Annotated in this window: 28 protein-coding genes and 1 pseudogene; 25 read left to right on the plus strand and 4 right to left on the minus strand. The window is 48.9% G+C overall.

Going from position 1 to position 26192, the window contains the following annotated elements; translation table 11 throughout:
• Window positions 1–20 precede the first annotated feature (20 nt).
• The 13 genes from F3J26_RS04165 to F3J26_RS04225 all read left to right on the plus strand — a co-directional run bounded on the left by F3J26_RS04165 (window position 21) and on the right by F3J26_RS04225 (window position 8576).
• Window positions 21–1349 carry an anti-CBASS protein Acb1 family protein gene (locus F3J26_RS04165; RefSeq protein ID WP_166991710.1) on the plus strand — a complete coding sequence of 443 codons (1329 nt, stop codon included), beginning with the start codon at window positions 21–23 and terminating at the stop codon, window positions 1347–1349.
• A complete protein-coding gene (locus F3J26_RS04170; RefSeq protein WP_166991713.1) occupies window positions 1324–2259 on the plus strand; it encodes a phage minor head protein in 936 nt (311 codons plus the stop codon). Before F3J26_RS04165 ends, F3J26_RS04170 begins: the two co-directional genes overlap by 26 nt.
• A gap of 2 nt (window positions 2260–2261) precedes the next feature.
• Window positions 2262–3536 (plus strand): hypothetical protein, encoded by a 1275-nt coding sequence (locus F3J26_RS04175; RefSeq protein WP_166991716.1) that lies wholly within the window; start codon window positions 2262–2264, stop codon window positions 3534–3536.
• Window positions 3536–3985, plus strand: a complete 450-nt coding sequence (locus tag F3J26_RS04180; RefSeq protein WP_166991719.1) for a gp53 minor capsid family protein — start codon at window positions 3536–3538, stop codon at window positions 3983–3985. The genes F3J26_RS04175 and F3J26_RS04180 overlap by 1 nt, the downstream gene beginning before the upstream one ends.
• Window positions 3986–4004: 19 nt before the next feature.
• Window positions 4005–5081 (plus strand): major capsid protein, encoded by a 1077-nt coding sequence (locus F3J26_RS04185; protein ID WP_166991722.1) that lies wholly within the window; start codon window positions 4005–4007, stop codon window positions 5079–5081.
• A gap of 9 nt (window positions 5082–5090) precedes the next feature.
• On the plus strand, window positions 5091–5279 hold the full coding sequence (locus F3J26_RS04190; RefSeq protein ID WP_166991725.1) for a glycoprotein: 189 nt from the start codon (window positions 5091–5093) through the stop codon (window positions 5277–5279).
• 59 nt (window positions 5280–5338) lie between these two features.
• Window positions 5339–5737 carry a DUF7370 family protein gene (locus tag F3J26_RS04195; protein WP_166991728.1) on the plus strand — a complete coding sequence of 133 codons (399 nt, stop codon included), beginning with the start codon at window positions 5339–5341 and terminating at the stop codon, window positions 5735–5737.
• Window positions 5734–5904, plus strand: a complete 171-nt coding sequence (locus F3J26_RS04200; protein ID WP_166992911.1) for a DUF551 domain-containing protein — start codon at window positions 5734–5736, stop codon at window positions 5902–5904. Before F3J26_RS04195 ends, F3J26_RS04200 begins: the two co-directional genes overlap by 4 nt.
• Window positions 5901–6248: a hypothetical protein gene (locus F3J26_RS04205; RefSeq protein ID WP_166991731.1), complete on the plus strand. Its 348-nt coding sequence runs from the start codon at window positions 5901–5903 to the stop codon at window positions 6246–6248. The genes F3J26_RS04200 and F3J26_RS04205 overlap by 4 nt, the downstream gene beginning before the upstream one ends.
• Before the next feature lies 1 nt (window position 6249).
• A complete protein-coding gene (locus F3J26_RS04210) occupies window positions 6250–6648 on the plus strand; it encodes an HK97 gp10 family phage protein (RefSeq protein ID WP_166991733.1) in 399 nt (132 codons plus the stop codon).
• Window positions 6645–7046, plus strand: a complete 402-nt coding sequence (locus F3J26_RS04215; RefSeq protein WP_166991737.1) for a phage tail termination protein — start codon at window positions 6645–6647, stop codon at window positions 7044–7046. Before F3J26_RS04210 ends, F3J26_RS04215 begins: the two co-directional genes overlap by 4 nt.
• A gap of 65 nt (window positions 7047–7111) precedes the next feature.
• Window positions 7112–7852, plus strand: coding sequence for an Ig-like domain-containing protein (locus F3J26_RS04220; RefSeq protein ID WP_166991739.1), 741 nt, complete (start codon window positions 7112–7114; stop codon window positions 7850–7852).
• Window positions 7853–7901: 49 nt separating this feature from the next.
• The gene (locus F3J26_RS04225) at window positions 7902–8576 is read left to right on the plus strand and encodes a DUF6246 family protein (protein WP_166991742.1); all 675 of its coding nucleotides are present in this window, start codon (window positions 7902–7904) and stop codon (window positions 8574–8576) included.
• Window positions 8577–8976: 400 nt separating this feature from the next.
• Here the strand turns inward: F3J26_RS04225 and F3J26_RS04230 are convergent, their stop codons facing one another.
• Window positions 8977–9459: a hypothetical protein gene (locus F3J26_RS04230; RefSeq protein ID WP_286180182.1), complete on the minus strand. Its 483-nt coding sequence runs from the start codon at window positions 9457–9459 to the stop codon at window positions 8977–8979.
• A gap of 109 nt (window positions 9460–9568) precedes the next feature.
• On the opposite strand from F3J26_RS04230, the gene F3J26_RS04235 reads away from it, so the two are divergent.
• From F3J26_RS04235 to F3J26_RS04260, 6 genes are read left to right on the plus strand one after another with little or no spacing between them, the layout of a single operon-like run.
• On the plus strand, window positions 9569–13012 hold the full coding sequence (locus F3J26_RS04235; RefSeq protein ID WP_166991746.1) for a tape measure protein: 3444 nt from the start codon (window positions 9569–9571) through the stop codon (window positions 13010–13012).
• Window positions 13012–13509: a hypothetical protein gene (locus F3J26_RS04240; protein ID WP_166991749.1), complete on the plus strand. Its 498-nt coding sequence runs from the start codon at window positions 13012–13014 to the stop codon at window positions 13507–13509. The genes F3J26_RS04235 and F3J26_RS04240 overlap by 1 nt, the downstream gene beginning before the upstream one ends.
• On the plus strand, window positions 13509–13979 hold the full coding sequence (locus F3J26_RS04245) for a hypothetical protein (RefSeq protein ID WP_166991753.1): 471 nt from the start codon (window positions 13509–13511) through the stop codon (window positions 13977–13979). Before F3J26_RS04240 ends, F3J26_RS04245 begins: the two co-directional genes overlap by 1 nt.
• Window positions 13942–14358: an NlpC/P60 family protein gene (locus F3J26_RS04250; protein ID WP_205246346.1), complete on the plus strand. Its 417-nt coding sequence runs from the start codon at window positions 13942–13944 to the stop codon at window positions 14356–14358. Before F3J26_RS04245 ends, F3J26_RS04250 begins: the two co-directional genes overlap by 38 nt.
• Window positions 14345–16822, plus strand: a complete 2478-nt coding sequence (locus F3J26_RS04255; protein WP_166991756.1) for a host specificity factor TipJ family phage tail protein — start codon at window positions 14345–14347, stop codon at window positions 16820–16822. Before F3J26_RS04250 ends, F3J26_RS04255 begins: the two co-directional genes overlap by 14 nt.
• Before the next feature lie 58 nt (window positions 16823–16880).
• Complete coding sequence (locus tag F3J26_RS04260) at window positions 16881–18722, plus strand: tail fiber/spike domain-containing protein (protein WP_166991759.1); 1842 nt, start codon at window positions 16881–16883, stop codon at window positions 18720–18722.
• A gap of 287 nt (window positions 18723–19009) precedes the next feature.
• On the opposite strand, the gene F3J26_RS04265 is transcribed toward F3J26_RS04260, so the two are convergent.
• Complete coding sequence (locus F3J26_RS04265; RefSeq protein ID WP_286180183.1) at window positions 19010–19477, minus strand: hypothetical protein; 468 nt, start codon at window positions 19475–19477, stop codon at window positions 19010–19012.
• A gap of 34 nt (window positions 19478–19511) precedes the next feature.
• The gene (locus F3J26_RS04270) at window positions 19512–19835 is read right to left on the minus strand and encodes an Arc family DNA-binding protein (protein ID WP_166991762.1); all 324 of its coding nucleotides are present in this window, start codon (window positions 19833–19835) and stop codon (window positions 19512–19514) included.
• A 98-nt stretch (window positions 19836–19933) separates the two neighbouring features.
• Between F3J26_RS04270 and F3J26_RS04275 the strand changes: the two genes are divergently transcribed.
• The 6 genes from F3J26_RS04275 to F3J26_RS04300 all read left to right on the plus strand — a co-directional run bounded on the left by F3J26_RS04275 (window position 19934) and on the right by F3J26_RS04300 (window position 24851).
• Entirely contained in the window at window positions 19934–20092 is a 159-nt protein-coding gene (locus tag F3J26_RS04275) for a hypothetical protein (RefSeq protein WP_008456791.1), read from the plus strand.
• Complete coding sequence (locus F3J26_RS04280; protein ID WP_166991765.1) at window positions 20082–20864, plus strand: BRO family protein; 783 nt, start codon at window positions 20082–20084, stop codon at window positions 20862–20864. Before F3J26_RS04275 ends, F3J26_RS04280 begins: the two co-directional genes overlap by 11 nt.
• 89 nt (window positions 20865–20953) lie before the next feature.
• Window positions 20954–21658, plus strand: a complete 705-nt coding sequence (locus tag F3J26_RS04285; protein ID WP_166991768.1) for a Rha family transcriptional regulator — start codon at window positions 20954–20956, stop codon at window positions 21656–21658.
• A gap of 505 nt (window positions 21659–22163) precedes the next feature.
• Entirely contained in the window at window positions 22164–23486 is a 1323-nt protein-coding gene (locus tag F3J26_RS04290; protein ID WP_286180184.1) for a hypothetical protein, read from the plus strand.
• Between the two features lie 10 nt (window positions 23487–23496).
• Window positions 23497–24450, plus strand: coding sequence for a glycosyltransferase (locus F3J26_RS04295; RefSeq protein ID WP_166991774.1), 954 nt, complete (start codon window positions 23497–23499; stop codon window positions 24448–24450).
• Complete coding sequence (locus F3J26_RS04300; RefSeq protein WP_008459974.1) at window positions 24447–24851, plus strand: GtrA family protein; 405 nt, start codon at window positions 24447–24449, stop codon at window positions 24849–24851. Before F3J26_RS04295 ends, F3J26_RS04300 begins: the two co-directional genes overlap by 4 nt.
• A gap of 365 nt (window positions 24852–25216) precedes the next feature.
• Here the strand turns inward: F3J26_RS04300 and F3J26_RS04305 are convergent.
• Window positions 25217–26053 (minus strand): annotated as a pseudogene (locus F3J26_RS04305) (tyrosine-type recombinase/integrase); the annotation flags it as partial.
• Window positions 26054–26192 lie beyond the last annotated feature (139 nt).

Here is a 26192-nt window from a genome sequence, read left to right on the forward strand (position 1 = left end):
CCCTACCAAACGGACACAGCATGAACCAAAACCTACAACTCGCAGTGAATCACGCCATCAGTGATGCACGGCTCGCTCGTGCCCGTGAGATGCTGCTAACCCCATCAACGGGGCTTGATGCCAAACGCGCATCAGCATGGTGCGAATACGGCTTCAAAGACGAATTAACATTCAATGACCTGTACAAGCTATATCGTCGCGGCGGCATCGCTCACGGTGCTGTAGAGAAGCTTATAGGTAACTGCTGGAAGTCTAATCCGCAGGTGATTGAGGGTGACAACCAGGACGACGCGAAGAAAGAAACAGCATGGGAGCGGAAGTTAAAGCCGGTGCTGAGCCACCGATTCTGGCGAGTATTCGCAGAGGCTGACCGCCGCCGTTTGGTAGGTCGCTATGCTGGCTTGCTGCTGCACATCAAGGACGGAAAGCAGTGGAAAGATGAGGCGGTAAAAGGTCGTGGCCTGGAGAAGATTACAGCCGCATGGGCTGGTGCTCTCACGGTTTCAGAGTGGGACACTAGCGAGAATTCCGCTACCTACGGACAGCCTAAGCAATGGCAGTACACCGAACAGTTACCGAATGGCTCAACTCGCCGTGTGTTCATCCACCCAAGCCGGGTATTCATCCTGGGCGATTACACCTCTGATGCTATCGGCTTCCTTGAGCCAGCCTACAACGCCTTTGTCAGCCTGGAGAAGGTTGAGGGTGGTTCCGGTGAGTCATTCCTGAAGAACGCAGCGCGGCAGCTGAACATCAACTTCGAGAAGGATATCGACTTCAATAACCTCGCCTCAATGTATGGAGTGCCGGTCGATGAGCTTCAGGCCAGATTCGACGAGGTAGCCGTTGAGGTTAACCGGGGCAACGACACCACCCTGACAACTCAAGGCGCAAGCGTTACACCTCTGGTTACATCCGTTGCTGACCCGCAGCCGACCTACAACGTCAACCTACAGACCGCCGCCGCCGCACTCGACATCCCGACCAAAATCATGGTTGGCATGCAGACCGGTGAGCGAGCCAGTATGGAAGATCAGCGATATTTCAACGCCCGCTGCCAGTCTCGACGCGAAGACTTGTCGCTGGAGATTGGCGACTTTGTGCAGAAGCTCATCGGCCTGAAGGTTATAGACGATGTTTCGGAAAGCGCCGTTATCTGGGATGACCTGAACGCGCAGACCGACACAGAGAAACTGGATGCCGCATACAAGATGGCGCAAATCAACAGCACCATGCAGGGGGCGGGTGAGCAGCCATTCACTGGCGATGAGATTCGAACCGCTGCCGGTTACGAAGGTTCGCCAGCGCCATTAGGTGAGGAAGATGACGACGAGGAAGAAGAAACCTAAACCGGCGATTCTACCCGGTAACCTTGCCGACCCGACAGGGGTAGATAGGCTGGAGCGCGGAGCGATGAATGAATTCGCGAAGCGAGTAAAGAAATCCAGTCAGGCATACATCGACGCACTAAACCGCATCCCCGCATCTCCCGCAGTAAACAAGAAATACACCTTCCAGTTAGACCAGGGGCTCTTAACGATGCTTCTCAGTAACGCCCAGTCGTTAGTTGAGCAAATCATGCTCCAGGGCGGTGAGTTCAATCTCTGGTTCTTTGATGGCTACGTTAAGCCGTCATATCAGCGCGGCACGGCTCAGGAGTTTGCCAATCTGTATCAGCAGTCCGATGTGTATGCAGCCGGACAGAACAGCATCGCAGACATTCTGCTGAGTGATGTTTATCAGCGCCGCCTGGTGCTGCTTAGGGCTCGTGAGTTCGAAGAGATGAAAGGGCTATCTGCCGGAATCGTCGCTGATATGTCGCGCATCCTGACCAATGGCATTGGTCGTGGGCTGCCGCCGTCAGAAGTGGCTAAGTCACTAACTCAGCAAGTAGGCATCGAGAAGCGCCGCGCAAACCGGGTGGCTCGCACCGAGATAACCAATGCGCTCCGGCAGGCAAGAATGGATGAAGCGGATCAGGCCGAAGATGAATTCGGGCTGAAGACAAAACAGCTTCACATTTCAGCGCTAAGCCCGACAACCCGACACAGCCACGCAGCGCGACACGCAAAACTATTCACCGCAGACGAGCAGCGAGAGTGGTGGTCGCAGGATGGCAACTCAATCAACTGCAAATGCTCCACGGTTTCTGTGCTGGTCAACGATGAAGGCAAGCCAGTATCTGACACGCCAATTAAACGCGCCAAAGAGGCATTCGAAAACATATCAGCCCGTGGCTACCAGTGGGCTAAGGGTTAATCATGGCAATGCAAGTAAACGTCACCACCAAAGTTAACAATCAGTCTATCCGCAAAGAGGTTTACAACGGGCGCGAGCATTGGGTGCTGCCTAGCTATACGCTTCCTGCCAACGTTGTGATGAACGGCGGCCTGTACCCGGCAGAGGAAATTGACGCCCACTATCAGGGTCTGGATGGCACTCTCGCCCCGCTTGGGCATCCTCAGGTAAATGGTCAGTTCGTCTCTGCATTCAGCCCTGAGGGTATCAATCAGGGTCACATTGGCGCATGGAACCGCAACGCCAAGAAGGCCGGTAACCGTGTCTACGTCGAGAAGTGGGTCGATACGGTAGTTGCCAATCAGTCAGAACAGGGGCGAGAGCTTCTTGAGCGCGTAGAGGCAATTCATCGTGGCGAGGATGTGCCACCGATTCATACCAGCGTGGCCGTATTCCTGGAAGAGCTTGAGGCTAACGAGCAGCAAAAGTCTCTCGGTGCTAATTGGGTGGCAAAGATTCATTCGATGGATCATGACGCAATCCTGCTGCATGAAGTAGGCGCAGCCACTCCTGAGCAGGGTGTGGGTCTGATGGTTAACGCTGACCTGGCAACGCCAATCAAGACTAACTCCGGGGCGCTGGTAGGTGAATCCTACCGCGAACGCGAAAGCCGCCTCGACCGCGCTGTGCGCGACAAGTTTGCCACCGGCCCGGATGATTATGCCTGGGTGGCTGACTTCACCGATTCGCAAGTCGTCATTGTGCGTAACGGCGGCAAGGCAGAGGTCTTCGCTTACTCCAGCGACGGCGGAAAAATCACCATTGATGACACCGGAAGCGCGGTGGCTCGCCAGGAGTCATGGGTGGAAATCGCCGCAAACAAATTCAAATCACTTTTCACATGGCAGGGGAAACCTGCAACCAACCACAAAACGGAGGGCGACATGCCTTTAACCACAGAAGAGAAACAAGAGCTGATCACTGAAATCGGTAAAGGCCTGGCTGCGAACATCAGTGAAGCCCTGAATCCGATTAAAGAGGCCATCAGCGGCTTGCAAACCAACCACAACCAACTGGCCGAAACCCTGACTGCCAACTCCCGCGCTGAAGAGAAGACTAAGCGCGAAGCGGTGGCGAAGGTTCACGGTGAAATCGTTGCTAACGCGCTGGCCGGTGATGCACTGGACGCGATGTTTAAGTCGCTGGGCTCAGCCGCTCCGCTGGGTACTAACGCAGCTCAAGGCCATCAGGAAGCCGGTGCTCCAGACCCTAAAACCCACTTCGGAGGCGCTCAATAATGGCTAGCCGCTATCGTCGCGTTAATATCGACGGTCAGTCTCTGTACAAGACCGAAACCCGCATTGCCGCCGCTGCGCTTCTTCCTGGCACTCTGGCAACCATCAATGCAAGCAACCAGTTCTCACAGGCTACCGCGCTGAAAGGCCGTGTGTATGTCATCGACGTGGCATATCACCAGGGGCTGAACATTCGTGAGGCTGTTCCTGCTGGCGATTCCGCTATCGGCAACTATGTCGAAGAAGGTCGTGAACTGGCCGTGCTTTGTGCGCCTGGCGCGTACAAGAAAGACAGCCCTATCAAGCTCGGCACCAACGGGCAATTCACCCTGGCTACTGCTGACACCGATTCGGTGATTGGTTACTCGCAGGATGAGGCGACTATCGCCGCAAGCTCCACCGACTTCATCCGCGTTCGTTTCCGTGTCGGCACCGTTGCCGCCAGCGCATAATAACAAGAGGACATAACACATGTTTTTCACTCCCGAAACGCTGGCAGTTAATAGCCGCCTGCAAGGTCATTGGGCAGAGCTGTGGGCTAACCGCAACATCTGGAATGCTCAGAACGATGGCATGATTGCCGCCAACCGATCTTACATGACCAATGAAATGCTGGCTGCTAACGCAGTCGGCGGCCTGACTCGTGACTTCTGGGCTGAGATTGACCGCCAGATTATCCAGCTGCGCGATCAGGAAGTCGGCATGGAAATCGTTAACGACCTGATGGGCGTTCAGACCGTGCTACCAATCGGCAAGACCGCCAAGCTGTATAACTTCGTCGGCGATATCGCTGATGACGTGAGCATTAGTATGGACGGCCAGCCGCCATACTCCTTCGACCACACTGAGTACGACAGCGACGGCGACCCGATTCCGGTATTCACTGCCGGTTACGGTGTCAACTGGCGTCACGCTGCTGGCCTGCAAACTGTCGGCATTGACCTGGTGCTTGACTCGCAGACTGCAAAGATGCGCCAGTTCAACAAGAGGGTAGTCAACTTCACCCTAAACGGTGACGCCAATATCTCTGTGCAGGGATACAAGGCGCAGGGCCTGAAGAACCACCGCAATACCGTGAAGATTAACCTCGGCTCTGGTGCTGGCGGTGTGAACATCGACCTGACACAGGCGACTGCTATTGAGCTGATCAACTTCTTCGGCAAAGGCGCATTCGGCCAGACCGCTCGCAACAACAAAGTAGCTGTTTACGATGTGCTGTGGGTATCTCAAGAAATCTGGGCAAACCTGATGCAGCCATACGTGGTTAACGGTGCGGTTACCGGAACTGTGCAGCAAGCGGTTCTTCCGTTCGCTCCGGTTGGCGTTATCAAGCCTACCTTTGCACTGAAAGGTAACGAATTCATCGCTTACCAGCGCCGTCAGGACGTGGTTACTCCACTGGTCGGTATGGCTACTGGTGTTGTGCCACTGCCGCGCCCGATGCCTCAGTCGAACTACAACTTCCAGATCATGTCTGCTATGGGTCTGCAGGTTAAGCGCGATGGCGAAGGCCTGTCCGGTGTTCTTTACGGTGCCAACCTGGCTTAAGGAGGCCTTATGGCTAGGTATGAAGTCGTGAAGCCGTGGCATGGCGTTGCGGTTGGTGACGTGGTCGATATGGACACGCTACACCCTGCTCTTCAGCCACACCTTCGGCTGATTAAGGGCGAGGCGGCAGGGGAGTTAACCCCGGCCACACCGGCAGCGGCTTCTGGTCGAGGCCGAAAGCCTAAGCAAGAAGAATAACCGCCGCGAAAGCGGTTTTTTTACGCCCTGTTTCGGCAGGGCAGCTTACCGGAGGAGTCATGGTTACTCTTGAGCAAGCCAAAGAATATCTAACCGGGCAAGGGATTGAGCTGCCTGACTTCATCCTATCGGCTCTCGTTGAGCAGGCCAACAGCATTCAGGAGTGCCTGGACGCTCATTATCCTGAAGCCACCGCGCTGCTTATTCAGATGTACCTATTAGGACTGATGGGGCTGGGACAGGGGGATAAGTACTTATCCAGTCAGTCAGCCCCATCTGGTGCCTCAAGGTCATTCCGTTATCAGTCTTTCGGTGATCGCTGGTCAGGAGCTACTGCTCTGCTTCGCGGCCTGGATAAGCACGGATGCGCTAACGGACTCATCCCACCAGACCCAACCAAGAAGGCCTTTGCTGGCATCTGGATCGGGAAAGGTGGCTGTATGTGTGGTGACCGCTGATGTGGATATCCGTGAAGCAGAGAATGCCTGAGCAATTCGTCCGCGTGTGGGTGATGACCGATACCGGAAGGCAGACTACCGGTTACGTGAAATCTGACGGCGAGTGGTTCATGAGCTGCGAGAAAATCCGGGCGACCGGTGCGCAGGTTCTGAGGTGGAGAGAATGAGTAATGTTGCTAACTGGAGCTACACAGCTCCGTGCACCATCTGGCGAAACCTTGGCTTTGCTGAGAATGGCGACTCGTTAGGCTGGTCAGACCCTGAAACCATCATGGCTGACTATCAATGCGGCCTGTCTGCGAAAATCGGCAGCATCGGGACTGAAATCACCGTTAAGAACACCTTCTGGACTGAGTTCGCGGAGGCAAAGCGCGGCGATTACATCCTGATAGGCCAGTCAACTGACGCTGACCCGTTTAGTGCCGGTGCCGATGAGGTGATGCAGGTTATCCGCTATGCCGACACCTTTGAGCGCACAGTTGATGACTATGCAATTCTGACCGGAGCTTGATATGGTTGTTAAAGTGAAAGGCGTCAGCCAGGCCAAGCAGAAACTGGATGCTCTACTCGGTGAAGTGCAGGGTAGGAAAGTTGGCCGGGCTATCAAGTCGGCGCTATTCATCATTGGCGCAGATGCGGCGACCATGACTCCAATAGACACCTCTTACCTTGTTAACTCGCAGTATCAGGAAATGCTGGTCAACGGTACGCGCGTAACCGGTCGTGTAGGATACTCTGCCAACTATGCGGTTTACGTTCACGAGGCATCAGGTAAGCTCAGGGGCAGGCCAAGAGCTAACGGCAGCGGTAACTATTGGGACCCTTCAGGCGAGCCGAAGTTCCTTGAGAAGGCATTCAAGGATAACGCCGACAAGGTGGCCGCAATCATCCACAAGGAGCTGAGCCTATGACGCCTCCAATGTACAAGCGAGTGCGTGATGTTTTTATGGATAGCGGCCTGACCGAAGGGCTCAACATTCAGTTGCTGGTCTGGACTGATGACCCTAACGATAAGCGCCTGGCGAAAAGCTACATCGTGTTTCGACCGTCTGGCGGTTCAAATATCGATAAAGATATCAGCGGTGATTACTTCGTCATGGTGGATGTCATTTCCGCTAAAGGCGTGACCGAGTATCAGAAGGCAGACGACGCCGTTAACCGCATCATCGAGTTCGTGAAGCAAAATCCATTGGTCAGCAAATGCCTGGGCCAGATAACCAACCTCGGCGGCATTCCAGCGCCAATACAGACATCTGAGGGGCGGCTCGTTTACCGCCTCATGTTCGCCTGCCTATTCGGCAGCGATTAACCAAACACCAAATCAACCAGGTCGCTATGTGCGGCCTTTTTTTATGCTCATAAGAGGCCTAAGACATGGCAATTTGTCAGACCGATAATACAAAACTCTTTGGCCGCGCCGTCATTCTGGAAGTGGCTGATGGTTGCGCCGATGCGGTGCCTACGGAGGCAGATTTCAAGCTGCTGATGCCTGGCACATCAAAGACGTTCGATATGTCCCCGAACACGACCACATCATCAGCTGACGATACGAAAGGCTGGGTTGAGAATATCGTTACCTCTAACGACCTGACGCTATCCTTTGAGGGCGAGGTTCGTGTAAACGACCGTTCCGACCAGTACGGGGTGTATAAATTCATCAAGTATTACGTCGCAGAGGCAACGGCAGGCCGCCAGCCTACGCTGTGGGTACGCATGACCTTTGGGCAGATTCAGATTCAGGGTTACATGGTTATCACCGCGCTCAGTAATGACGGCGGCACTGATGACATCGTGACTCTGTCCACCGAGTTTAAAGTGGCTGATGGTTCCACCGTCCAGGTTACAGACGTTGCAGATGACGTTCCGGTTACTGGCGTCACCGTAGCCCCGAAAACCGCATCCGTCGCTGTGGGAGCGACTCGTCAACTGACAGCTACTATCGCACCGGCTGATGCGACTAACAAAGCTGTTACCTGGTCATCTTCCGATGCCACCAAGGCGACGGTGAGCAATACCGGGTTGGTGACTGGCGTCGCCGCAGGCACCGTGACCATCACTGCGACTACTGAGGACGGTGCCAAGACCGATACTGCAGCTATCACCGTGACTGCGTAATTAATACAGAGGGTTCCTGTGGGCCCTCGATATTGATTATGGGGGAGCAATGACACCTTTAACTGAAATTGGCGAGTGCCTTATCGGCGCTGGCCGCCGCGAATACTTCTTTCGCCCATCATTCGCTGCAATGACGCGCATAGGCTCGCCAGCAGAGATTGTGCAGGACTTTTACGACTTAAACCATGACGCAGTGTCACCGCTGTTTGCTCGCGCCTATGAAGCTTACGGAAGCGTTCCTGCGTGGCTGATGGAATACGTCAGTAAGCCGGGGTTTGCCGACAAAGCGATTGGCGCGGCAATAAACATCCTGCAGGCGTGTTGCGATGATGACTGTGCATCGTTGACCGGCGCAATGGTGCCGAGCCGCAGTCGTACAGGTGAGCTAATCTGGATGCCAGGAGCGATGTCTTATGAAGAGATGGTGATGATATCCAGCTCGCTTATCACCCACGGCATTATTGGAAAGGCGAAAGTTCGCAAGCTGCAGCGCAACGAATCAGGCCAGATGACGAGAGAATTTCACGCTATCGAATACATCAACGCCGCCCGCTCACACTTCGGCATATCGAAAGATGAAGCGATGAAGTTGACCATGACCGAGTTCCAGTTGCTGCTCAACACCAAATACCCGGATCAAAAAGGTTTCACGAAAGAAGAATATGATAGCGTTGTCGATGATTATTTTGCGAAAAAAGCGAGAAATTTGGCACAATCGGATTGAAAAGGGTAGTCTGCAAATGGCAAAGACAAGCTTTGTTTGTTTATTAAACGTTTATTTTTTCGCAATATCAGTAGTGATATGTTGGTATGGGATTTTAAATCTAGCCAAGGAGGATGCTATTCATGAGAGCAATATTTATTCTTATTTCATTGACCCTGCTGGCATCTTGCGCATCCAGCGATGAGATGTATTCTTCAGATAAGAATTCAACACGAGTATCGTCACCAATCTATAAGGTAGATGGATCAGGAAATATGCGTCGTGACCATCGAATGGAAAAGGTAAGAGACAGGGGGTGTGTTGATAACAGCACGAATTGCGGAACACCGTTTGGTAGGTAGTTCAGGATTTGTACAATGCATCTGCTTTTTCGCTTGTAGTCACGCACAAGGATTTTTTATTAAGAAATAGCCTTAAGTCCAGCATTAATAGCGGCCTGAACAACGGATTTCAGCGCTTCTAAAGAAAGTTCCCCAAGCAATGACTTTGCTTTTTCTTTGTCTTGCGTATTCATTCCAGAAAGATTGATCAAGTCTTCAAGAACCACAACAGTATCCCGATGAAGCCTAACAGTTTGCACATTAAGGATGGCAGAAAGTCCACCATCGTTTCTTATGAAATCAATACCTTTACAAGTGGCTGTCATTTCTTCGAGTATGGACAAATAGTACGAATCGCGGTTACCAATAAAATCTATCAGGCCATGGTCTCTTAGGTAGAAGAGATTGGCTTTAATCTTTCTCTCACTGTCAATCTTAAACTCACTATTGATCAATGGTTCAATTGAAGGTAAGACGTATGCCAGAAACTGTGCTGGATAGGGATACATCATTGCGCATAACTCCAGTATTTCCTTTTGCAATACTCTATCGAACTTAGTCATCATTTATCCTTTTTGAGATTTACATCAGGCTATCACTTGATTGTTTGTCGTCAAATACTGATATTTGATCAGCCCGCTTCGGCGGGTTTTTTTATGCCCGGAGAAAAATATGGCGCAGGATTTAGGCGGTATTTATTACGAAGTAGACCTTGAAACAAAAGGCCTGATGGACTCCGTCAAAAGAGCAAAAGGTGGGCTCGATTCGCTTGGAAGCTCCACCTCCGGGCTATCAAATGGGCTAGATAAAGCTGGTCGCTCAGCATCTTCCACTGCCTCATCATTTTCAGGTTTAAGCCGAGTTGCTGCTTCACTGATGGCAATATTGTCTGTACAGCAGGTGGCGCAATATGCTGACGCATGGACAACACTAAACAATAAGCTATCAAATGCCATCAGGCCTAATCAGCAGCTGGCGGATGTCACTGAAACTGTTTTTAACATCACTCAGCAGACAAGAAGCAGCTTAGAAGCCACGGCTACTCTTTACTCAAGGCTGGAGAGGGCGACTCGCTCATATGGAGCCAGTGCCAGCGAACTTGCAAAGCTTACAACAATAATCAATCAGGGGTTCATAGTTTCTGGAGCTACAGCGCAGGAAGCTAAAAACGCCGTTATACAACTTTCTCAGGGGCTTGCATCCGGAGCGTTAAGGGGCCAGGAGTTTAACTCAGTTAATGAGCAGGGGAACCGATTAATCGTTGCTCTTGCTGATTCGATGGGTGTCACTGTCGGTAAGATGCGTGAGCTGGCAGCGCAAGGCAAGCTGACTACCGATGTAGTGGTAAAAGGATTGCTATCCCAAGGGGATGCGATAGGTAAAGAGTTCGCTAATACTACCACGACGATTAGCCAGGCATTAGAAGTGGCTGGCAATAACATCACGAAATTCTTCGGTGAAAACTCCACCGTAAAATCCGGTGTTGCAACGTTCAATTCTTCAATTGTCAGCATCAGTGAGAACATTGACGTACTTGGAGTGGCTTTAACCGGTGTTGCTGCAATCATGGGGAGTCGTTATGTTGGCGCGTTAACGATGGCGGCACAGGCTAAAGTTTCAGGCGTTACAGCAACAATCAGGCAGCAGAAGGCTGAATACGATAACGCCAAGGCTACGATTGCCAGCGCTCAAGCCGAGATAAAAAACTCTCAGGCCATTATTGCATCTGAGCAGGCTAAAGCTCGCCAGTTGGCAACTCAGGCAGCAATAAATAAACAGTATGGCCTAGCGGTCTCCTACCAGGCAGAGTATGCAGCAATTCAGAAAAATATAGTTGCAGCTGATAACGCGGCAGCCGCTGCAAAAGCAAGACTTGCAGCGGCCACGCAACAGGCTTCGGTTGCAAACAGGGTCTACGCGGCTTCAGCTACCTTGCTGAAAGGCGCTCTTTCTTTCATTGGCGGCCCTGCCGGTGCTGCAATGCTGGCAGCATCTGCGATATTCTATTTCTGGCAGCAGGCTAAGCAGGCTAAAGAAGAGTCAATTAACTTCGCAGACTCTCTAGATGGCGTAATCGCCAAAATGAGAGAAATGAATCAGGTTCAACTGCAGGGGACTTTGGCTGACATAGCAAAATCAATAACTGCACAGAAAGAAAAAATTGATGATCTTAATGATTCCGTCTCGGATGCTCAGCGTGAGTACGAAAAGTATATAGGATTAGCAAGGAAGTTTGGTGTAGAGCAAGACCAAACAAACGGTTATGTTCAAAAAGCAAATGAATGGTTTTATACGCTAAGTCAAAGGAAAAGGGACCTTAGCGATGCAACAGATAAGCTTAATAAAACACAACATCAGCAGGCTGAAATACAGGAGCAACTTAACACCAAAGCCAAGGAATCTGATGCTGCATTTGATGTTCTTGCAAACAACCTGAGAACAAAGATACCAAATGCAAGCGAGGCGGCCATTGCCGCAATGGCTGCAACTATGCAGAGCCTTGACTCCTTAAATAAAAAAGCTTCTGAATCTGGAAAAGCGGCAGAGCCTGAACCTTCATCAGAAGCTAAGAAGCTGATTCAGAACGCAGAGCGACGTCTTGCGCTATCAAAACTTGAGGGCGAGGCCAGAGCAAGGTTGCAGGCACAATATGATGCAGAAGATGTTGGTCTGGCTGCCAATGACCCGGTTACAAAACAACTGCAGGATCGCTACGCCCAAACTGAGAAGAACACCAAGGCTCAGAAGGAAGCAAATAGCGAGAGTAAAAAATCAGCGTCTCAGGCTGATTCAGTAAATCAGAAACTGGATGACCTCAAAAACAAATCCCAACTTGCCGCAGAGTCCGCGAAAGACCTTAACAGAGAGCAGGCAATCCTGAATGCCCAACTTTCGCTTGGTAAAGGCGCAACCGAGGCTCAGAAGAAGCAAGCAGGAGATTACGCAGCAGAAATATGGGATACAGCCAACGCACTTAAAGCCCAGGCAGCAGCAGAGAAGCTTATCCCGGAGCGACAGGAATCAACTCGCTACACGCAAGAGACTAAAGACCTCAAGACAGCTCTCGATGCTAAGAAAATAACTCAGGACGAGTTCAATCAGGCCACAGAGAGAGCCGAGCAGCAGCACCAGTCCAACCTCGCCAAAATTCGCTCTGATGCCGTGGTTAGCCCCATCAATGACGCCCGCGGCTCAATCGACCCGGTTCAGCAACTTCAGAATGAAAACGCCCGTAAGCTGGCTTTGATTCAACAGTTCGAAACAGAGAAAGGCGCGATTACCGAGCGCGGTATTGCGCTTATGACTGCAGCTAACAAGCAGTATGAGCAGGAAAGAACCGCCGCTCAGTGGGAAATCTGGCGCCAGCAGAGCTTAGGAAACGAAGCTGCCGCAGCCGCCTTTGATAGCTTTGCTGGCAACGCATCCAATGCCCTGACAGGAATTATCACCGGCAGCATGTCTGCTGAGGATGCGCTTCGTTCTATAGGTAGCAATGCACTCAACAGTCTTGTTAATACCTTCGTTCAGATGGGGGTCGAGTGGGTTAAATCTGCGATCATGGGACAAGCTGCACAAACTGCTGCAATTGGTACTGTAACGGCAGTTCAAACAGCTGCAGTGGCGACGCAAACAGCAACCAGCACCGCAGCAGCGGCCACAACAGCTGCAGCATGGACTCCAGCGGCAATACTTTCATCCGTGGCCTCAATGGGTACGGCTGCAGCTATTGGGCTTGGGGCGGTCGCTGGGGTTGTCGGGGCGAATCTGCTCGGTAAGCGCAAGAATGGCGGTCCTGTCACGGCTGGGGGTATGTACCAGGTAGGCGAGGGCGGCATGCCTGAGATTTACCAGGCCAGCACTGGTAAACAGTACATGATACCGGGTGATAACGGCAAGGTGATAAGCAACAAGGATATGACCGCAGTGGGCGGTGGCGGGGTGGTAATTAACATCCAGAACTACACGTCATCCTCGGTTGATGCACAGGCAGGTACCGACGGAAATGGCGGTCTGACCGTTGATGTCATCGTTGCAGACCTGAACAATGGCGGCCCGATCAGTAATGCCATAACCAGCAACATGAACGTTAAACGCACTCCGAGGGGGCAGGGCTGATGCCAATTATCGACTATCCAGACTGGCTGCCGCTGGCGCAGAAGACCAGCAAAAACATGACGCTCGATACCGGGTTCCAGACCGATCAGCCAGCGGTCGGCCCGGCTATCTTTGAGAGCCAGACCGATGACCTGAAGGTTACCTGGTCGCTGACGTGGATTTTCACCCTAGCGCAAGAGCGAGCATTTCAGCAGTGGTTACGCAGCCCTAACTATCTCAACCGTGGCCTGAACTGGTTCAGGATGAATATCAATCTTGGTGGGAGTGGACTACAACTGCAGGAATTGCATTTCACACAGATGCCAGTGCAAACCAGTATTGACGGAAGTGCCGTTACTTGGACTGGAACGGTTATAGCCAATCATCTCTACAACGCAGACGACGAATTCGACGACATCATTGTTGAACTGCCGCAGCCTTGGGATAGCCGGTTGGATATCGTTGTGACGGGTTATCCGGACGGGCGTGATCCAGAATCACTACCGAGGGCTCCATAATGCCTAGCTTCAGGGAGTACAAGCAGCAGCGCCCGACGCGCGGCCTGTTCGACACCATGACCTTCTATCACCCATCATTTGGCTATGTCCGCCTGGTCGATAAGCAGTTCTTCCCGAAGACGCTTGGTGGCCAGACTTACACGCCAGCGCGATTTGAGATTGAAGAAAGTCAGCAGAGCGGTACGCCGGTGATCGACGCGACGGTAAAGCTTGGGAGGCTGTCTACAGATATCAAATCGCTGATGAAGAAATGGAAAGGCGCGGCGAGGCTGACAGCCATCACGGCCACGAGACAGGTATTCGACAGCGGAGACGTATCGGTGCCGATCAAGTCGTGGCAGTTATATGTCAAAACGGTGGATATCGACGCTGAAGCGGCATCCGTCACCCTGTCTGTCACTAATCCGCTGAACAACAATATAGGTCGACTTTATGATCCACTCGAATACACCGGTCTGCAGTACCTCTGATTTTATAAGTAAGGTGATTGGCACGCCGTGGGCTAACCGGGCTTGCTCGTTCGACAGGGTCGACTGCTGGGGCCTGGTGGTGCTGTATTACCGCCACGTTCTCGGCATTGAACTGCACCAGACTCCGGACTACGAAGCCAAGGAAGACTTCTTCACATGCTATCAGGGCGACGTGGTTTTCTGGCGCCAGATAGATAAACCGGTAGAAGGCGGAATATTCGTCGGGTATCGAGGGTCGCAACCGGCTCATGTTGGCCTGGTTCTGAATCGTAAGGCGCTGCACTCTCGCGGCGAGAACGGAAGCGTGCGCATGGATTCGTTACTGGTCATTCAGCGGGCATTTACCAAAGTGGAGTTTTTCAAATATGGCGTTGATTGAGCTTCAGCGTTTCCCGGGAACGCCAAAAGAACGCTTCAGGGTGCCAAACGGCACCCTTTTTTATGACTGGCTGGCTGCTAACGATGGCTCCCTCCACAGTGACCTAATGATCGTCCGAAACGGCGTGAAGCTGAGTGACGATGATGATCTTGCTAATGAGCTGAGCGAGCTGGACTGTATCCAGATATTTGACCAGCCGAAAGGCATCGTTGGCGACATACTGAGCCCAATCTTCAAAGTTGTTAGTCAGGTGTTTTCGTTTCTGGCACCAAAGCCTGCTATCGCAAACACCGGTGGAAACAGCGTCGACTCCCCGAACAACAGCCTGACGGGCCAGACCAACACCGCTCGTGTTTACAAAGCAAAGCCTGATATTTACGGACAGGTTCGCTCTTTCCCGGATTTGATACAGGAATCAATTTTTGAATACGTCAGGCAGAGCGATATCGACGGAGGATTGAAATACGTCACTGAATGGATGTGCGTAGGTATCGGAACCTACGATTATTCATCTGTTCGTTATTCTGAGTCCAGTCTGGGGTCGCTTGCCGGCGCGTCATTTCAGTTTTACCAGCCAGGTGAGGTGATACCTGAGATTGTAGAAGGTTACGGCTTTGATGATGTCGATGGACAGGAAGTTCCAGGACAGAATGAGGCAAGCAACTTCCCTGTTGAGAGCGCAACAGCTAACACCATTGTGAGCGGTACATACTCCGGTGGACAGATAGCGATGAAAATTGTGAAACAGGCTGAGTTTGAATACTTTATCGGTCTTGCTCTTCCGCACGCTGTCACTTTCACAATAAGCGTAACTTATCCAACGCCGACCGGAGATATAACAAAAGACGCCACATTTGCTGGCACACTTATCAGTGCATCAGAGTCTGATGACGGTTCCTTGGTGAATCCAGTCAAATGGTACACATTCACAATGGATAAACTTGATGGTCCCGCTGACGTACCTTCCAACGCGACGATTAACACAACTAAGTTTGTCCTGAACGACAACGAAGCACTTGTGGTGGGGCCATTCTTCTCACCCGTCGAGTCCTCGCAACTTTGGATACATACACAGTCTCAGTTGGGTGGCGATCACTCGACATTTTGGAAGGTTGTTATCTGGAAGATAGATGATGAGCATAACCAGATACCAGGAACTGAGCAGACATTTAACTTTGCCCAGGGAACGCCGCACCACTCAGCCAGTGAGGTTTTTTACAGAACGGCGAAAATCACACCGAATGGCGGTTTTGGTAAGTATGCAATCAATTTTCAGCGTACTGACAACTCCAGCGATGCAAGCGTACTCAAAGTAGAGGAGATTCATGCGGTAAATATCAGGGCCAATGTCGTGCACCCGACCGACACTCTGGTTCGAGTACGCGTTAGAGCCACTGAAAACGCGCTCGGAAGCCGTGAGCGTAAATATAATGCTTTGGTAACCCGGCATACCATTTCCTACAACCTGAACACGCAGTCAGTTGACTACACGTTGCGAGCTTCGCGCTCCTTTGCAGATGCCGTGGCACACACTTGGTTAATCATGGGTGAGCAGTCGGTGAGCGGTATTGACCTGTACGGTCTTTATTCCATCGCCGAGAGTCTGCCAGATAATCGCCTGGGCTACTTCGACTACACCTTTGACGATGAAAACGACTCGCTCGGTGATAGGGTACAGGCAATCTGCAATGCGGCATCTGTCATAGCGTATTGGGATGATGGTGTACTGACGTTTACCCGTGATCAAAAAGTTGTTCACCCGGCCGCCGTTTTCAATCGGGCGAATATGAAGACGGACGAGTACAAAATGACGTACGAGGCTACGCTTCCTGGTGGCTACGATGGCGTTCAGGTGTCCTACGTTCATCCGACCACGAACAACAAGACCTACATTAACTACCGCGTACTGAGCGGCGCCATTGTCGAGCAGGAAGCAGAGAACCCGAACAAGCTGGAGATAGTCGGCTTCCGTAACGAGTACCAGGCGCGGGAGCGCGCGCTACGCGAAACAAAGCGTCTGATCTACTCACGGGTGAAGATGAACGCCAAAGTGTTTGAGGACGGGATTATGCAAGTCGGTAGCGTCGTTCAGATAGCTGATATTTATGACAGTAACCAGCAGCAGGGTTACATCACTGGCCGTACTGGGAATAATTTTGATACAAGCGAGCCGATCACATTTACCGGTTCGATGTATGTCCTGGTGACAGACAACCTTGGTACTCCCACACTTCGATATCCGGCAACATCCCGCCATGACACTAAATACGGCTTCAGTGCGGCGATCCCCAGCATACAGCTCAATATCTGGAACGGAGACACTGTGCAGCTCCCGTCGCGCTATCTGATTGCGACCGTGGAAGAACTGGACAGTCAGCTATGGACTGTCAACAGCATCAAACCAAACACTGATAACACCGTCTCTCTGAGCGTCGCAGAATATAGCGATTTGATTTACCCATAACCCTCGATTTGTTAACAACACAACCCGGCCATGTGCCGGGTTTTTTATTGGAAAAATTATGGCTACCCAACCCACAAATAACGCAGTACCAAGCGAATCCCCACGCGATCTTAAATTTAACGCGGGAAAAATTGATGAGTTCGTGACTTCTATGGGGTGGCAATACACAGACAGATTTGGTGTGAAGCATTACACGATTGAAGGGCTAAGATGGATTGCGCAGCAAGCTATCTCTGCATTTGGCTATATCACATTAAAGAGCTTCCAGCTCGGTGCGCCTTTACCAAATAACGAGCTAACACTTCCAAATCAAATTCTTCAGGATGAAACCGATGGGGAGTACTACCGCTGGGATGGTGAGATACCAAAGCGCGTACCTGCTGGCTCAACTCCGCAAAGCACTGGCGGGGTGGGAAAAGGTGCGTGGGTCTCGGTTGGAGATGCGTCACTGAGGGCAAATTTGGCGGATGATGGAGGTGTTGAATTAGTAAAAAACGCCGTTGATAAGCGTGGCGATGCGATGCAACGGTTGAATATCACGGGTGATTCCACTGCCAGCGCCACGGGGAATCTTGTAGTCGGTAATCTTCCAATCCCGGCAGGTAGTGATGCGGCTCGAGATGCAATTACTGTATCTCGTTTAATACAGAACGGCCCCACAAACTGTCACGCCTTTGCTGATAAGACTGTGATCGATACAGCAACGGACTATGGCGGATACGGCGCGTTTGATGCGACGACTGTACTAAAAGGACCTCACACACACAATCACGTATATAGTTACCAGGACAGAACTTTTTATGACGGTTCTGGAATTTTAGAAAACATGAGAGGGTTAATTTCAACACCATCTCATCGTGGCTCTGGAACAATACAGAACAGGATTGGTGCATATATTAATGATACGGTTCTTTCTGGGGCTGGGAATATTGTTGAGCAAAGTGGGTTGTATATCGAACATCTACAGGCTGCCGGTGCAAACGTTGCAATTAACGTCAGACAAGTTAGTGGTCTTGGATATTATTCGCCGTTTGGCGGGAAAATGTTCCAGAACGGCTCCGCGGGATTTGGTGTAGATCCTTCAGTATCTTTATTTCCAGTAAACTTTCGCGGCGACCAGTTAGGTACGTTCTACGGATTTGCCACAACTGATGGAAATGGAATGGCAATGGGTGTTACTGGTGATAATAAAATTCAACTTGTTGCCGCAGGAGAAACCAGATTACAAATAAAGCAGGCTGCGACGTTTAACAGGGCGATTACTCCAGGCAATGATAACTTAACCCCTTGTGGTGATCAGGTAAATAGATTCAGCGAGGTTCATGCTGGCACAGGAGTAATCAACACCTCCGATGGAAGAGAAAAAACAAAGCCTATAACAGTAAGTGATTTATCAGAGAGGTTATGCGGAGAGGATAATTCAGATGTAATTTTAGATGCATGGGGTGATGTGTCTTTAATCGCGTTCAAGTGGCTGAGTGCAATTAAAGAAAAAGGCGATGACGCGAGGTGGCATTTCGGTGTAATAGCTCAACAAGTGAAGGAGGCATTTGATAAACGCGGAATAGATGGAACTATTTTTGGGTTACTTTGTTACGATGAGTGGGATGACCAGTTTGACATTATTCCAGCCGAAGTTATTCATCATCCAGATGAATTTAAAGATGAATTTTTGACTAATGAAGATGGAGAAACTTATATAAATAAAGTTCTCATCAAAGAGTCGTGGCATGAAGTGACAGAGCCGGAGAGAAAAGTATTGGTAACACCAGCCGGAAACAGATGGGGAATCCGAGCTGATCAGTGCCTTTGGCTTGAGGCCGCGTATCAACGAAGAGAAAGAAACAGACTGGATGAACGGGTCAAGAAACTAGAAGAAGCAGTATTTAAAACGAGCTAAATACCATTCTTCCATAGAGAGTATTCATCCCATAGCCATATGGCTATCATGAATAAATCAATCCCCAGCCATCCATTTCTATACGACACCCCTGTTATTAACATCAGCAGGCATGCAAGTCCCATTGCTCGGATAAACCAGTGGCCGATTTTTATGAATTTATCCATTAGCAATATCCTTATAAATAAATGAGGTAGGACATTACACTTGCAAAGTGTTTTTTTCAACAATGAAATGATAGCAATCACCGATCCCGCCTGAAAGCAGAGCAAGCCCACTCAGGTGGCCTATTTTAATAAAGCCGATAGTCCAACAGTGGTTGCTGTCTGCACTACTGCTTTCAATGCTTCAAAAGATAGCTCTCCAAGCTTAGATTTAGCTTTCTCTTTTTCTTCAGCGGACATATTTGATAGTGCGATGAGATCTTCGATCACGACCACAGCTTCACGGTGGAACTTGATAGTTGTTACATTCAGGATTGCTGATAAACCACCATCGTCACGCACAAAGTCGATACCCTTGCTGTTAATCTTTAATGACTCAAATTCGACTATGTAGCTACCTGATAAAACTTGCTTAATTACGACATTTATAAGGCCGTGATCACGAAGATAGAGCAAGTTTGCAACTAGTTCAGCTTGTCCGCCAAATGCTGTACAGAAGTGGTTTTCCCTTTCTGTTGGCATGCGATACGGGGTTGCGTCATATAGACATTTAAGGAGTTCTCTCTGCAATTCTCTGTTGAATTTGTCCATGACTTCCCTTCAGATTTAATAAGTTGACCACCACTTAGGTGGGCTTTTTATTGTCTTTGTCATCATGATCAGGGAAAGCTAATTTTGACAACTTATCAACCACCCTGGTCATTTTCTCTAGAACTCCAATATATTCATCAATCGACTCATCCTTTGCCCTGATAACTGCACGCAATTCCCTGGCATCGCCAGCCGGGAAGCCGCTTTCTTCAGCTGCAATTGCATCCTCAATAATCTGAATGATCTCTGCATTCATTGATCTGCCATTTCGCTTTGCACGCTCGGCTACAGCATCCCTCATACCATCGGGGAATCTGACATTGAATTTGTCGTAGTCTTTAACCTGTTTTTCTGACATTTGCCCCCCTTAAAAAAATCAATGGTGCCATATTGCCATATCAATTCAATAGTGGCACTATGGCCCCGTGGTGGCAATATGGCCTCTAGGGGAAAGAGATGGAAAAGAACGAAGCAAAGACAACCCTGCGCTATCCGCAGAAGGTGAAAGAAGAGTTTAAGCGTATCGCCGATGAAGAGGGGCTTTCTGAAAACGCCGCACTTGTTCAGGCGTTGGTATGGGCTTTGAAGTTCAGAGGACAAATGCATGTGCAGTAAAAACGGCGAAGCCCAGAAGTGCGCTAACACCCTGGGCCTCTTATCGAACAAATCCGGCAAAGGAAATATCGACATGAATATTGTAGCTAAATCAGATCTTAACTTCCAGGGCATACATCTTCAGCCCGTAGAAAACATGGCAGAGACATGGCTGACTGCGAGCCAAATTGGCTACGCGCTTCAGTACGCCGATGATAAGGCTGTACAGCGTATCTATTCTCGCCATGCTGATGAATTTACGGAGAAAATGACAGGGGTGGTCAAAGTGACCACCCCTTACGGTGAGCAGATGACCCGCGCATTTTCACTTCGCGGTGCTCACTTGATTGCCATGTTTGCCCGTACAGCGAAAGCAAAGGAATTTCGTCGCTGGGTTCTGGATGTTCTTGAAAAAGAAGTTTCGGTATCGCCAATCCTATCCGGCTTGCCGGCAGAAGGATTGGATATCACGTTATCCTGGTGGTACGAAAACAATCTTTCTCTTCGGGTTAATAACCCTCCGCAGCCAAAGAGGCCTTTCCAGACGCCTAGCTTAAATGTGCAGCCTTACATGATGTATGGCGATGATGCGAAATCCCCAACGCTGCACCTTGTCTCGATACTGGAAGAAATGGGGTTCGATCTTTCTGGCCCACGAAGCGAGGTTGAAGTAATGCGAACCATGCTCAGGAAGATGTATCCAGAAATTAGAGAGATTGACGCGATCAGAAGGGTTTCGAAGGCAAGGAATGTTTATGTTCGCGGCGCGAAGGGAGAGCTTCTTCTTTCTTAAATTTGCTCTGACATACGGCAATAAAAAAGCCAGCAGTTACAGCTGCTGGCGTATGTCACAAACCCTAACTTTCACATAAGGAATGTCGAATGACTTCTAAGAATGTAGCAAAAGCAGGATCTGTTGTCACGAAAATGTCCAGTCGTGAGATTGCGACATTGACCGGGAAGCAGCACAAGCATGTGCTGGAAGATTGCCGGAAAATGTTTGAATCGCTCAATCTTCAATCGGCCGACTTTTCGGCCGATTACCAGGACGAAAGGGGACGTACATACCAGGAGTACTGGCTTGACCAGGATCTCACCATGACTCTGATGATGGGCTACAGCATTCCGCTGCGCCATAAGGTGGCAAAACGCTGGCGTCAGTTGGAGGCAGGGGAGGCACTCCCGTCTAAATCTGCTAGCGGCCTGGTAGAATTCCGTCAGGCTCGCACTCTGAAGATGACGGTAGAGGCAGTGACGAACCTTTTTGACTTGATGCCAAACCTTGCAGCAGAAGCACGACAGTGCGCAGCAGCTAACATCATCAACCCAATCGTTGGTTTCAATGCGATCCCCTTGCCTGTTATTGAGCAGCATTACTACACCGCTGGAGACATTGCCGATCAGCTTGGGTGCACGGCTAACAAAATTGGTCGCCTGGCTAACAAGCACAACCTGAAGACTGAGCAGTACGGAAAATTCTTCCTAGACAAATCGAAACACTCAGACAAGCAGGTAGAGGCGTTCCGCTATAATGCCAATGGCCTTGAGGCTCTGCGCCACCTGGTTCATGGTGCCGATGTAGCATAAGTATTTCGATTTTCGAAACACTTCAGCCAAACCCGCTTCTGCGGGTTTTTTATCATCTTTACCAATGGGGCAAAAAATTAGCGCAAAACAACTCAGGCAGGGAATGGGTTCGATTTGTCTTAAGCTAATGCTCTGTTGTGATGGTATTTTATTAGAGGTAATTTGGTGGCACTGTGAGGGCATTTTCATGCCTGGAGGCAGAAATGTGGACACAAAAAAGGCTTTGCTTGCCCTTATTTGTATTAAAACGTTTTTTGCTAAATAACTGTTCTGTACCTAAGTACCAGATTTTAAGCTTTTCGAGCCTCCAATCACATAAATAGATATTATTGTTCTATATTAATTTCTATGCTGAAATCATTTTATTAACATGTAAATTAATGTCTGGGTACATAAAACTCATTTTTTTGAATAAAACGATTGACTTATGAATGCTTGCCTGAGTGCGTTTACTGTGTGATAATGCCCGCCCTGCTGTATGTCAAGTCAACGGAAATCAATGACAATGTCAACCATCGACATAAAAAAAAGAACCCCGCAAGCAGTCCTGGCAGCAATTGGCTTAGCATTAACTTTGCGGGCTTTCTTCCCTGGGATAGTCAGTAGCGACGCGATTGATCAATACCAGCAAGCGACCAGTTTTATTTTCAGTGATTGGCACCCTCCAATCATGAGCTTTATTTGGTCAGTTGTTAACGACTGGATACCAGGCCCATTTGGAATGCTGTTACTTGAGTGCATTTTGTACTGGGGTGGGTTATTTCTTCTTTCTTTATCTATTCCACAATCGCATAGAAAACTTTCTTTAGCGGTTATAGTTGCTGGCTTCATGCCATTCACCGTTGGTACGCTTAGTCACATATGGAAAGACGTACTTCATGGAGTCATGTGGTTATTTTCTGTTGGTATTATTGGATTGTATTCCTACTTAGATAATGAAAAGGACAGAAGAATTAAAAAACTGCTGCTTGCATCGGGGGTAATGTTAGCTGCGGGAACCATGGTTCGATTTAATGCAATTTTTGGTTTGCTCCCTTTGGTATGGCTTCTTTTTAGCAAGATAACTATTCAATCCTGGAAAAAGTGGTTGATAATACTTATCTTATTCCCAGCATGCACCATTCTATTAACGTCGGTATTTAATTACGGTTTTCTTAATGCGGCAAAGGGCAGGGCTTATCAATCATTAATAGTCTTTGATATTGGAGGGATATCTCATTTCTCTGGTAAAGATTACTTCAAAGAGAATTGGTCTAATTCTGAAAGTGATAAAGTAACATCAATTTGCTACAACTCAAAAGCATGGGATGTATATGCATGGGGTGAATGCAAGTTTGTGCTTAGCGATATTCAGGCATCAGGAGCATGGGCAGATGGAACCTTATTGAAAAAATGGGTTACTGCAATCTACAATGAACCTGGTGCATACCTGCATCACCGATATGAAAACTTCATGATTTTATTGTGGAATCCTAATTTAATATTAGGTGGCCAAACTGCAGATAATGATCTGGGTTTTAAATTTGAAAAAACAGGTATGTTCAGAACTCTTGAGGTGACAACTAATCTACTAAAAGACAGTTTTGTTTTCAAACCTGGTTTTTGGCTTTTAGCATCTTTTTTGTTTTCTATATATGGGTTGTTTGCCAAAAAATGTTTTACAAGGGATATGTTTCTGGCATTAAATGCATCAAGTTTCTTATACCTACTTGCATACCTTTTTGTTGGTGTAGCTTCTGACTTTAGATACGCATATTGGTCAATACTGGCAACGTCAGCGAGCATTCCTTTTATTATGCTTTCTATAAAAACAAATAAATCATATTAACGAGGTTGTAATGTATTATCGTGGTCAACATGTAGCATTAATCGTTCCCTGTTACAATGAAGAGGCGGCGATAGAGTCCGTAATTCACGGATTTCGTGATGCTATGCCAGAGATTGATGTTTACGTTTTTGATAACAATTCAAGTGATCGCACTGCACTTGTTGCTTCCAGCGCTGGAGCAAAAGTAGTTTCTGTGCAACTTCCTGGAAAGGGGAATGTTGTACGAAGAATGTTTGCCGATGTTGATGCTGACATCTACGTGATGGTCGATGGGGATGCAACATATGATGCAAGCGCAGTTCAGTCTCTTGTTGACAAGCTTCTTGATAACCGACTAGATATGGTCGTCGGGTGTAGGGAAACCAAAGAAGAAATTGCTGGAGAGGCATACAGACGCGGCCACCAATGGGGTAATTATTTACTAACTCAAAGCGTTGTTAAAATATTCGGTGGAAACTTTACTGATATGCTTTCAGGATATCGGGTATTCACACGTAGATATGCTAAGTCTTTTCCGGCGCTTTCCAATGGTTTTGAAATTGAAACAGAACTTACAGTTCATGCGTTAGAACTTCGCATGCCATATGGTGAGATAATGACATCGTATGGGGCTCGTCCAGAAGGATCTGTGAGTAAATTGTCTACGTATCGAGATGGGTGGAGGATATTAAAAACAATTGGTCGACTATATATAAGTGAACGCCCATTTTCTTTCTTTGGAATTTTTGCTTTGATCATGGCAATGGTTTCGCTAGTGTTGGGATTCCCAATATTAACTGAATATCTTCAAGTAGGATTAGTTCCCAGGCTGCCAACGGCTGTGTTGGCAGCCTCTATCATGATAGCAGCTGCATTGTCGTTCGTTTGCGGTTTGGTTCTGGATAATGTCACAAGAGGGCGTCATGAAATGAAGCGGCTGGTCTACCTTGGTATTGCTCTTCCAGATACCAGAGAAGATAAATGAGAAAAGTTCTGAGAGAATTTTTTTTCTTCGGAATTAGTGGGGTATTCGGTTTCTTGATCGATACCTCGGTGCTTTACATGTTGCGTGAGTTCCTCGGGCCGTATGCAGCTCGAGGATTCTCATTTTTCTGCGCAGTTATTGTGACATGGCTATTCAATAGAAGGATCACATTTAAGGAAAATAGCTCTGGCATGAAGCCGCAAAGCGAATTTGTATCATACCTCGCGTTAATGCTGGCAGGCGGAGTGGTAAATTATGGTCTTTATAGTTGGCTTATATCCTCTTATAAATTAGTTAATGAAAATCCGATTATAGGCGTAGCTGCTGGGAGCATTGCAGGAATGTTAGTAAATTTGATTACTTCAAGGCTAGTACTATTCCGGAAAAAGTCGGACCGTTAATTAGCAAAAATATCATTTGCATAAATTAAAGATGCTTTAAAATATAGCCCACTCAGGTGGGCATTTTGTCATCTGTACCTGCTGGGCATCCAAGGAAAAAATTAGCACAAAGCAACTCAACACCGGTGCTGGTGAGGGTTGGCTTGCGCTAATGCCGTGCGCCATCTTCATGGCATGGGGCAATGATGGGACAAAAAACTAGCGCGAGGTTGCGTGAACTTCCCAACAGTCCAAACACTCTCGCGCTAAATCTCTGTCTTAAACGTGATGTTTCCTGTTCTTTCTCTATCTTACAATTTAACTCCTCATATGATGAACATGCAGGTTTAGTTGATTAAGCTATTTGATTTTACTGAATAATTTAATCAAATCACTTTTGCGTGGGGCATGGATGGGGCAAATGACGATAATTTCTGGTTCAGAATGGCAAGTTGTTCACGGTCATTATCAGTCATCCACTTCCCGTAAACCTGATAAACCATCTGGGCATTGGCGTGTCCCATTTGAGATGCGATGAGGTTCGGGTTTGCCCCAGCAGTAAGTGACCAGCATGCGTATGTGTGCCTGGATTGATAAGCCTTGCGGTATCTCAGACCAGCCCTGCGCATTGCAGCTTCCCAGCTTTGGTTTACTGAACCGACTGCATAGTGATAACCAGATCGTCCATTCTTAGCGTGTAAAGATGGGTTAAACACAAACGTGCATTTGTGGACTTCCTTCTTTTTATACTCCCTGAAGACCACATCAATCTCATGCTGCTTTCCTAATCTCGTCAGCTCGGCTTGATCGCGCAAAACTTCCAGAGCAGCATCAATCAGTATGATCACCCTGTCTGTTCCAGCGTCTGTTTTTGGCGGGGTGAATTCTTTGGTCAGAGTATGATTCCTTCTGACTGTCAATGTGCCGGCCTTCAGGTCGATATCTTCCCATGCAATGCCACACATCTCGCCATGCCTCAATCCGGTATATACCGCCAGTGACCAGAAGTTTTTAACCTGCCGATTTGAGCACGCATCAATAAGTCGAACAAATCCCTCACGAGTAAGCGGGTCTGGCTCTACCTTAGAACGGCGAAGCGGAGACATCCCATCCATGGGATTTTCGCTGATGTAGCCATTGGCTTTAGCGAAGCCCAACATCCCGTAGATAACTCCCATGTAGAAATTTACCGTATTTACCGTAGCAACTGAGCGGCCCTGAACTATGACAAGCAGAACTGGCAGCAGGTATTCAGCGGAACAGGGACAATTACCGTTAAACTTCCTGACGGAAGTACATACACCGGTCCATCACTTAACTATTTTGCTTCATTATTAAAAACGTTCGACAAATATTCTTTTT

It is taken from the genome of Enterobacter sp. Ap-867 (assembly GCF_011752855.1).
Classification (GTDB): Bacteria; Pseudomonadota; Gammaproteobacteria; order Enterobacterales; family Enterobacteriaceae; genus Cedecea.

What these genes read in the sequence shown, in the direction of transcription:
- F3J26_RS04225 (WP_166991742.1), top strand. Translation starts at nt 7,902, where the DNA reads ATGACACCTTTAACTGAAATTGGCGAGTGCCTTATCGGCGCTGGCCGC.
- F3J26_RS04295 (WP_166991774.1), top strand. Translation starts at nt 23,497, where the DNA reads ATGTATTATCGTGGTCAACATGTAGCATTAATCGTTCCCTGTTACAAT.
- F3J26_RS04290 (WP_286180184.1), top strand. Translation starts at nt 22,164, where the DNA reads ATGTCAACCATCGACATAAAAAAAAGAACCCCGCAAGCAGTCCTGGCA.
- F3J26_RS04270 (WP_166991762.1), bottom strand. Translation starts at nt 19,835, where the DNA reads ATGTCAGAAAAACAGGTTAAAGACTACGACAAATTCAATGTCAGATTC.
- F3J26_RS04255 (WP_166991756.1), top strand. Translation starts at nt 14,345, where the DNA reads ATGGCGTTGATTGAGCTTCAGCGTTTCCCGGGAACGCCAAAAGAACGC.
- F3J26_RS04190 (WP_166991725.1), top strand. Translation starts at nt 5,091, where the DNA reads ATGGCTAGGTATGAAGTCGTGAAGCCGTGGCATGGCGTTGCGGTTGGT.
- F3J26_RS04180 (WP_166991719.1), top strand. Translation starts at nt 3,536, where the DNA reads ATGGCTAGCCGCTATCGTCGCGTTAATATCGACGGTCAGTCTCTGTAC.
- F3J26_RS04260 (WP_166991759.1), top strand. Translation starts at nt 16,881, where the DNA reads ATGGCTACCCAACCCACAAATAACGCAGTACCAAGCGAATCCCCACGC.
- F3J26_RS04220 (WP_166991739.1), top strand. Translation starts at nt 7,112, where the DNA reads ATGGCAATTTGTCAGACCGATAATACAAAACTCTTTGGCCGCGCCGTC.
- F3J26_RS04265 (WP_286180183.1), bottom strand. Translation starts at nt 19,477, where the DNA reads ATGGACAAATTCAACAGAGAATTGCAGAGAGAACTCCTTAAATGTCTA.
- F3J26_RS04175 (WP_166991716.1), top strand. Translation starts at nt 2,262, where the DNA reads ATGGCAATGCAAGTAAACGTCACCACCAAAGTTAACAATCAGTCTATC.
- F3J26_RS04275 (WP_008456791.1), top strand. Translation starts at nt 19,934, where the DNA reads ATGGAAAAGAACGAAGCAAAGACAACCCTGCGCTATCCGCAGAAGGTG.
- F3J26_RS04245 (WP_166991753.1), top strand. Translation starts at nt 13,509, where the DNA reads ATGCCTAGCTTCAGGGAGTACAAGCAGCAGCGCCCGACGCGCGGCCTG.
- F3J26_RS04250 (WP_205246346.1), top strand. Translation starts at nt 13,942, where the DNA reads ATGATCCACTCGAATACACCGGTCTGCAGTACCTCTGATTTTATAAGT.
- F3J26_RS04210 (WP_166991733.1), top strand. Translation starts at nt 6,250, where the DNA reads ATGGTTGTTAAAGTGAAAGGCGTCAGCCAGGCCAAGCAGAAACTGGAT.
- F3J26_RS04215 (WP_166991737.1), top strand. Translation starts at nt 6,645, where the DNA reads ATGACGCCTCCAATGTACAAGCGAGTGCGTGATGTTTTTATGGATAGC.
- F3J26_RS04185 (WP_166991722.1), top strand. Translation starts at nt 4,005, where the DNA reads ATGTTTTTCACTCCCGAAACGCTGGCAGTTAATAGCCGCCTGCAAGGT.
- F3J26_RS04280 (WP_166991765.1), top strand. Translation starts at nt 20,082, where the DNA reads ATGTGCAGTAAAAACGGCGAAGCCCAGAAGTGCGCTAACACCCTGGGC.
- F3J26_RS04230 (WP_286180182.1), bottom strand. Translation starts at nt 9,459, where the DNA reads ATGACTAAGTTCGATAGAGTATTGCAAAAGGAAATACTGGAGTTATGC.
- F3J26_RS04300 (WP_008459974.1), top strand. Translation starts at nt 24,447, where the DNA reads ATGAGAAAAGTTCTGAGAGAATTTTTTTTCTTCGGAATTAGTGGGGTA.
- F3J26_RS04240 (WP_166991749.1), top strand. Translation starts at nt 13,012, where the DNA reads ATGCCAATTATCGACTATCCAGACTGGCTGCCGCTGGCGCAGAAGACC.
- F3J26_RS04165 (WP_166991710.1), top strand. Translation starts at nt 21, where the DNA reads ATGAACCAAAACCTACAACTCGCAGTGAATCACGCCATCAGTGATGCA.
- F3J26_RS04235 (WP_166991746.1), top strand. Translation starts at nt 9,569, where the DNA reads ATGGCGCAGGATTTAGGCGGTATTTATTACGAAGTAGACCTTGAAACA.
- F3J26_RS04205 (WP_166991731.1), top strand. Translation starts at nt 5,901, where the DNA reads ATGAGTAATGTTGCTAACTGGAGCTACACAGCTCCGTGCACCATCTGG.
- F3J26_RS04170 (WP_166991713.1), top strand. Translation starts at nt 1,324, where the DNA reads ATGACGACGAGGAAGAAGAAACCTAAACCGGCGATTCTACCCGGTAAC.
- F3J26_RS04195 (WP_166991728.1), top strand. Translation starts at nt 5,339, where the DNA reads ATGGTTACTCTTGAGCAAGCCAAAGAATATCTAACCGGGCAAGGGATT.
- F3J26_RS04285 (WP_166991768.1), top strand. Translation starts at nt 20,954, where the DNA reads ATGACTTCTAAGAATGTAGCAAAAGCAGGATCTGTTGTCACGAAAATG.